The sequence below is a fragment of the Blautia ammoniilytica genome, assembly GCF_025566965.1.
GTDB classification, from domain to species: domain Bacteria; phylum Bacillota; class Clostridia; order Lachnospirales; family Lachnospiraceae; genus Blautia_A; species Blautia_A ammoniilytica.
This window is the reverse complement of sequence record NZ_JAOQJL010000034.1, coordinates 4,600-17,336: the sequence shown is the minus strand read 5'-3', so window position 1 is coordinate 17,336 and position 12,737 is coordinate 4,600. Positions and strand designations below refer to the sequence as shown.

The window sequence follows — 12,737 nt, the reverse complement described above, 5'->3', positions numbered from 1 at the left end:
ATGGGTGAAGTTTTATTTGAAACAAAAGGCGTTGGCAAAACATATGGATCCAATACTGTTTTGCATGATATTGATATGAAGATCCACAGCGGCGAGGTGATCGGCCTGATCGGTGAGAACGGAGCCGGTAAATCTACTCTGATGAAGCTGATCAGTGGTGTTGAGACTCCTTCCATGGGAGAGATGTTTTACATGGGTAAGCCTTATGTAGCAACATCCATCATCAATGCGAATAAGCAGGGCATTGGAATGGTATTCCAGGAGCAGTCCCTGGTAGCAAATCTTACAGTTGCCCAGAACATTTACCTGGGCCGTGAGAAAAAGTACTCCAAAGCAGGACTTGTAAATTGGGCAGAAATGAACAAGGATGCAAAGAAAGCACTGGAGCGTGTTGACATTAAACTGGAACCTGGTAAAAAGGTCCGTGATATTGATATGGCAACCAGAGAGATGGTTGAGATCGCAAAAGTGCTGGATGTTGTAACAGAAGCAGCAGAAGGGCATGCGATCATCCTTCTTGATGAGCCTACCACCGTGCTTTCTGATGATGAAATCCAGGAGATGTATGTACAGATCCGGAAGATGAAGGCAGCAGGAAATGGTATTGTATTTATTTCCCATCATCTGGATGAGATCCTTGCGATCACAGATACGATCTACGTATTTAAGGATGGGGAGGAAACAGCTGTTTTTCCTACTGCAGAAGCGAATATTGATGTTCTGTATGAGAAGATGGTAGGAAGAGCGACTACAGGAGAGTTTTATGTGGAGGCACAGCAGAGCGTGCCATCAGATAAAGTGGTTCTTGAGGTAGATGATTTAAGTCTTTTTGGTGTATTTAACCACATTTCCTTTAAGCTTCATGAGGGAGAGGTGCTTGGACTTGCAGGTCTGGACGGATCCGGTGCAGAGGATGTATGTAACTGTCTGGTGGGGCAGGTAGCACCTACAGAAGGACGTATCCTGATAGAGGGAAAAGAAGTCAGATTCGGCAACTCTTATCAGGCAAGGAAAGCAGGGATCCTTTCAGTACCTAAGGATCGAAGAGATGAAGGAATGGTCAGCATTCTTTCCATTGAAGACAATATTACCATATCCAGCTGGGAGCATATGAAGAGCAAAGGCCTTCTGTCCGGAAAGAAGATCCGTCAGACAGCACTGAAATGGATCAAGGAAGCAGGTATTAAATGTACCGGACCTAAGGAACGTATTTCACAGCTTTCCGGCGGTAATGCACAGAAAGTTATTTTTGCAAGGGTTCTTGAAAGTGGCTGTAAGGTGCTGATCCTGAATCATCCTACCAGAGGTGTGGATGTAGGTGCAAAACAGGAGATTTACCGTCTGGTACGTGAGATGACAGCTGCCGGTCATGCGATCATTGTAATTGGTGATACTCTGGATGAATGTCTTGGTTTATCCAGTAATGTTATTGTTTTCAGAGACGGTCTGATCAGCGGATCCTTTGACTGCCCTGTAGACTTCAAACCTTCCCAGCAGGAAGTTGTACATTTTATGATGTAGGAGGGCAGAAGAGAAATGAAGCAGAAAAAATTCAGTTTATCCAATTTATCACAGTACATGGTAGTTATCAGTATTGTGCTGGTATTCCTTGTATTTACAATTTTAAATCCTACCTTTATCAGTGCATACAGCCTTCAGAACCTTCTGGTTGAGGTTTCTCCGCTGGTCCTGCTGGCAGGAGGCCTGTCATTTATCATCTTTACAGGTGGTATTGATCTGGGATCCGGTGCCATGGTATCTGCTACCTGCGTTATTTCAGGTCTTTATGTAAGCCGTTTCGGCAACTGGATCATCCCTATCATGGTGGTGATCGGTGTGTTCCTTGGCATGTTGAATGGTGTGATCGTAACAAAATTGAAGATTCCGTCCTTTATCGTAACTCTTTGTACTCAGAACTTATGGGCATTTATTGCTTTGTATTTCTGCCCCAATGGTTCTGTGGCAGTAGGAATGGAATACAGAAAAGAAATTAGCTGGATGACAAGTAAGATTGCAGGGATCCCCATTATTTTCTTATTTGCAGTAGTTGTAGTGATCCTGCTCTATATTTTCCAGCAGTATACACCATCCGGAAGGGCGATCTTTGCAGTAGGCGCCAATATCCGTTCTACCAGGCTTGCAGGTGTGGATACAGATAAAGCACAGATCATGGCTTTTGTGGTCAGCGGTGCATGCAGCTCTCTGGCAGGTGCGCTTTATGCATACAAACAGAAATCAGCGGTGCCTACCATCGGTGATGCACTTACACTTTCAGCCATTGCTTCCATAGCATTGGGCGGAACATCCATGGCAGGCGGCCGTGGAAGCGTGCTCCGTACAACGATTGGTGTTATTACCATTACTGCAATTACATCAGGACTTAACATGATGGGAGTAGATCCTCTCTGGAAAGATATTATTATTGGTGTCATCCTGATCGTAGCCGTATATCTGAATTCAGATACTAAAGGCAGAGATATTATTGTAAAATAATTTTCTTAAAAGAGCAGGAGAAGTCTTTTCTCCTGCTCTTTGCTTCAGCAATAGGAAATTACTTTGTAATGCGGTTATTACACAAATAACATTTCAGCAGACAGGAAAATACTTTTGATTTTGAGACATCGGAGGAATTGCAATGAAGAAAAAAGTTCGGTTTTGTATCATTTGCGCTATGACAGTATCATTATTTGGAACCGTGCAGGTTCCGGCAGCAGGGAAGGCAAAGGAAGGGCAGGAAGAACAGCGACAGCAGGATGATTCAGAATCAAAGGCATCTTATCTTTCACAGTTTGATGCAGGTTCCTATGTGGAGCTGGCAGATTACAGTTCCATCCCGGTGGAGGCCAATGAAGGGGATACCAGCGGGATCGAGAATGATATAGGAGATTACCTGCTGAAGAACAGTACCTTTGTTAAAGAACTTCCCACTCCTTTTGTGAACCGGAATACTTCCACTTTAAAGGATCAGCTGCAGAATTATGCAGATACGTATAAGATGTCGCTGGCTGATTTTATGAAATATTATGATTCAAGTCTGACAGAGGATACTTATGAAGAATATATTCAAAAGCTGGGGGCTGATTACAGTAAAAAGCTGGTTGCCATGCAGGCGATCGCAGATGCGGAAGATCTGGCTGTTACAGATGAAGAACTCAAGGAGCAGATCAAGACACAGGCAGAGGCAGCAGGCTTTTCGGATGTAGATGAATACAAGTCTGCAGCGAAGATGGATCCGGAAGAATTACGGGAAGTGATGATGAGCACTAAGGTATTTGAATTTCTTGAAGGAAAGGTTACTTTTAATAAAAAGTAAGGGATAGATCTTGAAAATTACAGGACGCTTGTTGTAGATACCAATAGTGTTGAAATAGAAATAATAGAAAAATAGGAGATTAGTTATGAACTATTTCATGGGTATTGATCTGGGAACATCCAGTACAAAAACACTGATCATGGATGAAAATGGAAAAACAGCAGGGATAGGAAATGCCAGTTACGGGATACAGATCCCGCAGATTTCTTATGCGGAACAGGATCCGCTGGAATGGTGGGAGGCTGTTAAAAAGTCCATTCAAAAAGCTTTGCAGGAGGCCGGGCTCCAGGGCCGGGACATAGCTGGGATTGGTTTTTCCGGACAGATGCATGGAATGGTGGCACTGGATGAGAACAAACAGCTGGCATGTAATGCAATCATCCATCTTGATCAGAGAAGCAGTGTAGATCTTAAGGAAATCCGTGCTCTTGCCGGGGATCTGATGACAGAGGAGCTTTTGAACCAGCCAAGTGCAGGGATGATGATCAGCAGTCTGTACTGGCTGAAAAAGCATCAGAAGGAAACCTATGACAGGATCCGGTATGTTATGTCTCCAAAGGATTATATCAGCTTCCGTCTTTGTGGAGAAATCAACACAGAATACACAGATGCAGGGGCTGCACTGGGATTTTCTGTAAAGAATTATCATTGGTGTACAGAATTATTCAAACGTCTGGATCTAAAAGAAGATATCTGGCCGTCTGTGCATAAAAGCTATGAAATTGCAGGACATGTGACAGCAAAGGCTGCAGAGGAGACCGGGCTTTCTACCAGCACGAAGGTGATCTGCGGTGCTGGGGACAGTATGGCTGCCCTTACAGGCAATGGGATTATTGAAAAAGGGTTTATTACCTGCAATATCGGTACCTCTTCCCAGTTGGCGGTGGTTGTGGATAAGCCGATTTTTGATCCTCAAATGCGGATCCAGACATGGTGTCATACAGTTCCAAAGCGCTGGGTTGTTCAAAGCGGTACGCTGAACGGCGGAAGTGTATTAAGCTGGCTGCGGAATAATATGTTGAAAACGGATCAGAGCTTTGCAAAGCTTGATCAGGAAGCCGGACTTACGCCTGCAGGAGCGGATGGCTTATATTTCCTCCCTTATCTGGCAGGTGAAAGGACGCCTTATAATGATCCTTATGCAAAAGGTGTTTTCTTTGGATTGAGCATGATGCATCAGCAGGGACATCTGGTACGTTCTGCTATGGAAGGGATTTTGTTTAATCTGAAAGAATGCCTGTATATCCTGGATGAAATGAAGGTGGACAGATCCAGGCTGATCGCATCCGGAGGGGCTGCAAGAGGAGTGACCTGGAAGCAGATACAGGCGGATGTGCTGAATATGCCGGTATATTCCACAAATGTGAAGGAAGAAGCCTGCCAGGGAGCAGCGATCCTTGCGGCTGTGGGAGTCGGATTTTTTAAAGATATTAAGGAGGGCTGCCAGGCAGCTGTGACCATGAGTCCGGAGGTTGTGGAGCCAATCCCTGAAAATGTAAAAATATATAATGAAAAACAGGAGATTTTCCATGATCTGTATTACAGCGTGAAAGAGCTGTATCCACGGATTAGGTAATACACGAAGGATTATTGACACTTAATGTGAAAGGCGGTATATGAGATGATGGATTTATATTCTATCGGAGAAATGGTGATCGATATGATACCTGGAAGCGAGCCTGCCAGTTATCTTCGCAGGGCGGGGGGAGCTCCTGCCAATGTGGCCATTGCAGTGGTGAAAAACGGATTAAAGGCTTCCCTTACCTGTAAGGTGGGAAATGATGATTTTGGACGTTTTCTCATGGATACACTTAAAGAAAATCAGGTGAAACAGAATGTGCCGGAGCTTACAGATCAGGCGATTACCACCATTGCGTTTGTTACGCTTCAGGAGGATGGGGAACGAACCTTTACTTTCGCCAGAAAGCCAGGGGCAGATATGCTGCTTTCTCCGGATGAAGTAAAAGAATCAGATATTGCAGATTCTGTGATCATACATGCAGGTTCCTGTTCTTTATCAGCAAGTCCTGTGGCAGAAGCTACAATCAAAGCTTTGAAAACAGGTCATGATCTTGGAAAACTGGTATCCTTTGATGTGAATTACCGCAATCTTATGTGGAATGATGATCAGCAGGCATGTGCAGATGCAGTAAAGGCCATACTTCCGTATGTGGATATCCTGAAGATTTCAGAGGAAGAAGTGGAAATGCTGGGTGGACAGGAGCATATTCAGGATCTGATGAAAGAAAACCAGATCGCAATGGTAGTGGAAACCCTGGGCTCTGAGGGAGCTTGTGCATATCTGGGAGAGGAAGTGATCCATGTAGCAGGCCGTAAGGTAAAGGCTGTGGATGCTACCGGTGCAGGGGATGCTTTCTGGGGTGCATTTCTCTCTTCTCTTCGTATTCAGGGAGTGGAAAAGAGTACAGACCTGAATGCAAAAATCGTTAGAAACGCCATGGAATATGGTAACATTTCCGGCTGCATCTGCGTACAGAGTAAAGGTGCCATTGATTCCCTTCCAACCAGGGAAACCATCGAAGCTTATATCAGGGAAAATAAATAACAGGATTACAGAACCGGTTCGTGGTTGTTTCGTACCCTTACAGTTACAACGGTTCATCAAATAAATTCAGGAGGGAAACCTTATGTCAGTTTGGGAAGAAAAATGTATTATATCACCGTCTCTGATCTGTCTGGATATGTGTAATCTGGAAAGCCAGATCCGTATTCTTGAGCAGTCAGGGATCCAGGTGCTTCATGTGGACATTCTGGACGGCCATTTTAGTCCAAGCATGCCTTTGGGTCTGGATACAGTAAGGCAGCTGCGCCAGAAAACAGATATGTTTTTTGACTGTCATGTGATGGTGGAGAATCAGGACTTTTTTGTGGATGAGCTTCTGGATATAGGAGTGCAGCAGATCGTATTCCATGCAGAGACACAGCCACATATTGACGGCATGATCAACCGGATCCATGCGAAAGGCGTAAAGGCAGGAATTGCACTGAAACCGTCCACACCTTTATCTACCGTAGAATATGTATTGGATAAATGTGACAGTGTGCTTTTGATGCTGATCAATCCAGGCTACGCTTTCCTGAAAGGGGAAAAGCAGGTGGCTTATGCAGACAGGAAGATCCGCCAGCTGCGCCAGATGATCAATGAAAGAGGGCTTGATACCAAGATCGAGCTGGATGGACGTATTTCACCGGATAATATCCGTACCTATGGAAAGGATCTGGCAGATGTATTTGTAACAGGTACAACCTGTCTGGATCGAAATGATCTTTCAGGAAGCTTTGCCAGATTAGAGCAGCTCCGCAGGGAAATCTTATGATGCCAGACTTAAAAGGCCTGGTCTAGCATAAGCCGGCTCTGATCAGTGGATAAATTTTATAACATAAAAGAGAGGGAACAAGATGGGATTCAAAGAGGATTATGAAAAAACCTGTAAAGATGTTTTTGCAGAACTGGAAAAAACCATGGCCAGCATTGATGCTGCTGCACTGGAACGATTGACAGAGGACATTTTAAACGCAGACCAGGTATTTTTTGTGGGAGTTGGCCGTGTGATGCTGGCCCTTCAATGCGTATGCAAAAGGCTGGCACATTTGGGAATCAAAGCTCATTATGTTGGTGAGATTACAGAACCGGCTATCACGAAGAAGGATCTTCTGATTGTTGGCTCAGGCTCCGGCGGCTCGCTTTTTCCGCTTGGAATTGCAAAAAAGGCAAGAAAAACCGTGGATTGCAAGATTGTACATATTGGCTCTAACCCAAACAGCGAGATGAAAGAGATTGCAGATTATATGGTAAGGATCCCGGTACGTACAAAGCTGTATCTGGAAGATGAAATCGATTCCTGCCAGATCATGACTTCCCTGTTTGAACAGTGTTTACTGCTTCTTGGGGATATTCTGGCAAAGATGATCGTGGAAAGCCGCAATATTGATATGAAGGCTCTCTGGCAGTATCATGCAAATCTTGAGTAACCGATCGGTTACAGGAGGTACAAAATGAAAAAAGAGAACTTAATGAAATATGTAGGCAGCATGCAGCAGGTTGCTTATGTACGTCCTATCACATATACAGAAGGCAGAAGCCATGGGCTTTCTGCTTATGAGATCAAAAACGGGTGTATGGAACTGCAGGTAATGGCAGATAAAGCCTTGGATGTAAACCAGTTAAGCTATAAAGGGATCAATATTAATTTCCTTTCCAAGCCAGGGCTGCAGGGCAGAAATCAATATGATACAAATGGGGACGAGGCGATCCGTTCCATTATGGGAGGGCTGTTTTTTACCTCTGGTATTGAGAGTATCTGTGCGCCATGTACCATTGATCATGTGGATTATCCTATGCATGGCCGTATGCGTACCACACCGGCAGAGCATCTTGGGGCGGACGCTTACTGGGAAGATGGCCAGTACAAGCTGTTGGTAAAAGGTGAAATGCGGGAAGCGGCACTTTTTGGGGAAAATATGGTTCTACGGAGAAGTATTTCCACTACATATGGAAGCAAAACCTTTACTGTTACAGATGAATTTGAAAATGAAGGCTACAGAGATGAGCCATTAATGCTTCTTTATCATATTAATATGGGATATCCGTTCCTGGATGAGAATACCAGGCTTTATATCCCTACTGCAAAGGTGACTGCCCGTGATAAAGACGGGGAAGGACACGAAGCAGATTATGATAAAATGGATCCTCCAAAGGATAATGAACCGGAGTATGTATTTATCCATGATATGCAGTCAGATGCGGATGGTGATACCCAGGTCCTGGTGGTGAATGAGCCTCTTGGCATTGGTCTTCGCATTTCTTACAATATGAAATATCTGCCATACTTTATGGAATGGAAGTCTACCGCATCCGGAGATTATGTGATCGGTCTGGAGCCTGCTAATTCCAGTGTATATGGCAGACCTTACCATGAGGAAAGAGGTACAGTCCATAAGCTGGCACCGTTTGCAAAAGAAAAGAATGTGTTGGATTTTACCATTCTTGACGGTCAGGCAGAGATCCAGGAAGCAATCCGGGAGTTTCAAAAGATACAGCAAGGTGTTTTGGTATAATTTTGCATAATAAATATTGAAAAGGAGAGATATAACTATGAAACGGTCTGAAATTAATGCAACAATCAAGAAAATGGAAGCTTTGTTAGATGAGTGCAGATTTAAACTGCCGCCCTACCTCTATTTTACTCCGGAAGAATGGGCAGATAAAAATCATGAATATGATGAGATCCGTGAGTGTGAGCTTGGCTGGGATGTAACAGATTACGGCGAAGGGAAATTTGATACACTGGGTCTTGCCCTGATCACCATCCGTAACGGAAACATTCACAATCCTAAATATCCGAAAACCTATGCTGAGAAGATCATGATGTGTGACAGCGGACAGGTTTCCCCTATGCATTATCATGAGAATAAAAGAGAGGATATCATCAACCGTGGTGGAAACGATGTAGTCTTTACTTTCTACAATGCAGATCAGTCAAAGGTTCATCGTACAGAAGATGGAAGAAACATTTACGAAAAGGATCTGGTAAATGATGTGCTTATTTACAGAGACGGCCGTCAGTATAAAGTAAAAGCAGGAGAGCCGGTAAGGATCCATAATGGAGAATCCATTACACTGGTACCGTTCCAGTATCATGAATTTGTTATTCCGGAGGGTGGTCCAGCCCTGATTGGAGAAGTTTCTATGGTTAATGACGATCATACAGACAATTTCTTCTATGAGCCACTGGGAAGATTCCCAACCATCGAGGAGGATGAGCCTGCATACAGATTGCTTTGCACAGAATATCCTGCTGCAAAAGACTGATAGAAATTAATAAAGCCATCCTGTCCGCCAGGCTGATTCGAGCGGATGGGGTGGCTTTTTTCACCATTCATATAATATATAGTAAAGGTGCAGTAGTTTCTAATAGAAAGGGAATCCTTATGGCAGATCAGAAAATTGATAACCTTTTAAATCTTGCTATGGATGCCACACCGGAGGAACGTAGAAAATCGGAAGACCTGAATGTGGGATACGATCAGGCTTCGAGAATGTGGGATATTATTGTAAAATACAGTGGATCCGCCAGTCCATCCGTCTTGGAAAACCTATTGTAGTGAATATCAGTTTTGGAAACAATTATGGATCACATGAACCTTATGATTAAGGGAAAACATAAGAAAACACTGATATTTGTATGCATTATTTGACATGGACGAACATAAACTAAAACGGGTATGTTCTCCTTGACAAGTCTGTTTGGAAAGGCTATGATGTACCTAGTGATCGCACTATGGAAACTTGAGAAGCCCATAGTCCGGAAGGCTCCTTCGGGGGCCTTTCGTTATTTATACGAACAAAATATTAAAACTGGTGAGAGGTGGTGAAAAACTTGGAGAAGAAGCAATTTCTGACATATGATGAACAGATTACTTTTCTGGAAGGAAAGAAAGGTCTGATAATTACTGACAAAGAATATGCCAGAAGGATGCTACTTAAAATCGGGTATTTCCCACTGATCAATGGATATAAAGAAGTTTTTAAAGAATCCATCAGTGATCGGTTTCAAAAAGGTACAACCTTTGAAGATATTTATGAACTATATAGTTTTGATAACGATTTAAGAAATATTTTTCTTAAATACATACTAATGGCAGAGCGAAATATTAAATCATCGTTATCGTATCATTTTTGCAAAGAATATGGCGATTTGCAGTCAGACTATCTGAATGTGAAAAATTATGATTACACTGGCGAGAAGAAAAATGTCATAAATAAAATGATGAAAATCATGTCCGGACAGTTACGATATGATAGTGACTATGCTTACATTCGGCATTATATGAGTACATATCAATATGTACCCTTGTGGGTGCTAATGAATGTTTTGACAATAGGGCAGCTATCCAAAATATATGCCAGCCAGAAAGGGCGTATACAGATTAGAGTGTGTCAGGATTTTGGTCCGTTGAAAATAAATGAGATGGGGAAAATGCTGACAGTGATGACAAAATTCAGGAATGTTTGTGCTCATAATGATCGTTTATTTGATTTTCATACAAAAGATGCATTGTTGGACAGGAGTATTTACGAACGTTTACAGATTCCAAAGGAAAAAGGACGTTACAAATATGGCAAGAATGATCTTTATGCCCAGGTTATTATTTTAAAGTTGCTATTATCAGAGAGCGATTTCCGCTTGTTTTATCACGATTTAAAAGCGTGCTTCGAAAAGCATCCAATACATAAAGAAATACTTGAAAAAATGGGATTTCCAGAAAACTGGGAACGGATTGGGAGAATCAAGAAATATATAAAATCCGAAATGCGTTGAATTATTAAAAGGACTGTTATTCAATGGATGATATGCATCTATCGAACAACAGTCTTCTTATCTCATAGAATACATATAATATAAGTAAGTGTACAATGAAAAGGAATCATTTATGCCGGACCAGAAAATAGATAACCTTTTAAATCTTGCAATGGATGCAACCCCACAGGAGCGTAGAAAGTCGGGAAATCTTAATGTTGGATATGATCCTACAACCAGGCTATGGGATGTGATCATAAAGTACAGCGGACCGGAAAGTGGTCTGGCTGGAAATGGAATTCAGGTAGTGCCACTGTTAGGCGGCTATGCAGTGGTAACTTTGCCGGAAAGTGAGATTGATAAGTATTCCCACAGAGCGCAGGTGGAATTTGTGGAGAAACCCAAACGCCTGTATTTTGAATTGTTTCAGGCAAAGGGAGCAAGCTGCATCCGCACAGTGCAGACCGGCAGGAATGGGCTGACGGGAAAAGGAATCCTGACAGGAGTTGTGGATTCAGGAGTGGATTATTTTCACCCGGATTTTAGAAATGCAGATGGGAGCAGCAGGATTTTGCGTCTGTGGGACCAGAGTATCCAGGGAAAACCACCGCAGGGATATGTGACAGGAACAGAATATACGAAAGAAGAAATAGATGAGGCGCTTGCACTTGGAGAAAACCAGGGCAGGCGCCTTGTTCCATCTGTGGATTACAGTGGACATGGAACCTCAGTGCTGGGAATCGCGGCAGGGAATGGCAGGGCATCCGGGGGAGCCAATCGTGGAATCGCTTATGAAAGTGAACTTCTGGTTGTAAAGATGAAAAATGCAGACAAAAATTCCTTCCCCAGGACAACTGAGCTGATGGAAGGTGTGGATTATCTGATCCGCCAGTCCATCCGTCTTGGAAAACCTATTGTAGTGAATATCAGTTTTGGAAACAATTATGGATCACATAAGGGCGATTCTTTATTGGAAACCTATTTGGACAGTGTATCTGCTATGGGCAGAAACGTGGTCTGTACAGGAATGGGGAATAATGGAAATGATGCTCTGCACACCGGAGGAAAGCTTTCACCAGGAGAAACCCAGGAAATTGAACTTGGTGTTGGCGCTTTTGAGCCTACATTAAATGTGCAACTTTGGAAAAATTACGAAGATGAGATGGAAATCTATCTGGAAAATCCAGCCGGGGAGCGTGTGGGTCCCCTTTCCGAAATACTGGGTGCTCAGCGGTGGCAGGTGGGAAATACGGAACTACTGATTTATTATGGAAAACCGGCACCGTATCATGTGACGCAGGAGATTTATGTGGATTTTCTGGCGCAGGATGGGAAAAGACCCTATGTGGACAGTGGTGTGTGGAAAATAATCTTAGCAGCAAGAAATATAAAAAGTGGGGAATATTTCCTGTGGCTTCCAGGTGGGAAAACTTTAAATCCGGGCACAGCCTTTTATCTTCCACGTCCACAGGGAACGCTTACCATACCGGCCACTGCCAGACGCCTGATCAGCGTGGGTGCATATGATTCCAGGCTTCTGGCATATGCTGGCTTTTCCGGAAGGGGAAGCAGTGAGCTTCCATATGAAAAGCCGGATCTGACAGCGCCTGGAGTGGGTATAACAGCCCCCAGGGCCGGCGGAGGCTATGGAAGCTATACAGGAACTTCCTTTGCTGTTCCCTTTGTTTCCGGATCAGCTGCACTTCTGATGGAATGGGGAATCATAAAGGGCAATGATCCATATCTGTATGGGGAAAAAGTGAAAGCATATCTGCGCCGCGGCACCAAACCGTTGCCAGAGTATGAACAATATCCGAATTATGAGGTGGGGTGGGGGCGATTATGCCTTTCAGAGAGCATACCGAAATGAAGATGATAGATGTTGTAATAAATGAAAAAATATGCTACGATACATACACAATGTGTAAATGAAAAGGGGGAGAAAATGGAAATAAAAGAATTACGAGAAAGTACCGGAATGAACAGAAAGGAATTTTGTGAATATTTTGAAATCCCATACAGAACAGTAACAGAGTGGGAACGAGGAACCAGAAAGATGCCAGATTATGTGTTACGCTTATTAGCATATAAAGCAAAGATGG

At 43.3% G+C, this 12,737-nt stretch carries 12 protein-coding genes and 1 pseudogene; all 13 read left to right on the top strand.

All coding sequences use genetic code 11. From position 1 onward, the window contains the following. Complete coding sequence (locus OCV61_RS14460) at window positions 1–1,521, top strand: sugar ABC transporter ATP-binding protein (protein WP_158422397.1); 1,521 nt, start codon at window positions 1–3, stop codon at window positions 1,519–1,521. Between the two features lie 15 nt (window positions 1,522–1,536). Further along, window positions 1,537–2,493, top strand: coding sequence for an ABC transporter permease (locus OCV61_RS14455; protein WP_158422396.1), 957 nt, complete (start codon window positions 1,537–1,539; stop codon window positions 2,491–2,493). Window positions 2,494–2,635: 142 nt separating this feature from the next. Beyond that, complete coding sequence (locus tag OCV61_RS14450) at window positions 2,636–3,313, top strand: trigger factor (protein WP_158422395.1); 678 nt, start codon at window positions 2,636–2,638, stop codon at window positions 3,311–3,313. 85 nt (window positions 3,314–3,398) lie between these two features. Further along, entirely contained in the window at window positions 3,399–4,889 is a 1,491-nt protein-coding gene (xylB, locus tag OCV61_RS14445; protein WP_158422394.1) for a xylulokinase, read from the top strand. A 45-nt stretch (window positions 4,890–4,934) separates the two neighbouring features. Next, window positions 4,935–5,879 (top strand): carbohydrate kinase family protein, encoded by a 945-nt coding sequence (locus OCV61_RS14440; protein ID WP_158422393.1) that lies wholly within the window; start codon window positions 4,935–4,937, stop codon window positions 5,877–5,879. An 82-nt stretch (window positions 5,880–5,961) separates the two neighbouring features. Further along, the gene (locus tag OCV61_RS14435; RefSeq protein ID WP_158422392.1) at window positions 5,962–6,651 is read left to right on the top strand and encodes a ribulose-phosphate 3-epimerase; all 690 of its coding nucleotides are present in this window, start codon (window positions 5,962–5,964) and stop codon (window positions 6,649–6,651) included. A gap of 82 nt (window positions 6,652–6,733) precedes the next feature. Then, window positions 6,734–7,306 (top strand): phosphoheptose isomerase family protein, encoded by a 573-nt coding sequence (locus OCV61_RS14430; RefSeq protein WP_158422391.1) that lies wholly within the window; start codon window positions 6,734–6,736, stop codon window positions 7,304–7,306. 24 nt (window positions 7,307–7,330) lie between these two features. Next, window positions 7,331–8,392, top strand: a complete 1,062-nt coding sequence (locus tag OCV61_RS14425; protein ID WP_158422390.1) for an aldose 1-epimerase family protein — start codon at window positions 7,331–7,333, stop codon at window positions 8,390–8,392. Window positions 8,393–8,429: 37 nt separating this feature from the next. Beyond that, a complete protein-coding gene (locus OCV61_RS14420) occupies window positions 8,430–9,146 on the top strand; it encodes a D-lyxose/D-mannose family sugar isomerase (protein ID WP_158422389.1) in 717 nt (238 codons plus the stop codon). A 119-nt stretch (window positions 9,147–9,265) separates the two neighbouring features. Next, window positions 9,266–9,406: pseudogene (locus OCV61_RS14415) on the top strand (hypothetical protein); the annotation flags it as partial. A gap of 308 nt (window positions 9,407–9,714) precedes the next feature. After that, window positions 9,715–10,656 (top strand): Abi family protein, encoded by a 942-nt coding sequence (locus OCV61_RS14410; protein ID WP_158422388.1) that lies wholly within the window; start codon window positions 9,715–9,717, stop codon window positions 10,654–10,656. Between the two features lie 112 nt (window positions 10,657–10,768). Next, entirely contained in the window at window positions 10,769–12,505 is a 1,737-nt protein-coding gene (locus OCV61_RS14405) for a S8 family peptidase (RefSeq protein ID WP_158422387.1), read from the top strand. A gap of 75 nt (window positions 12,506–12,580) precedes the next feature. Next, a partial coding sequence (locus OCV61_RS18840) for a helix-turn-helix domain-containing protein (RefSeq protein WP_158422416.1) occupies window positions 12,581–12,737 on the top strand: 157 nt, incomplete at its 3' end.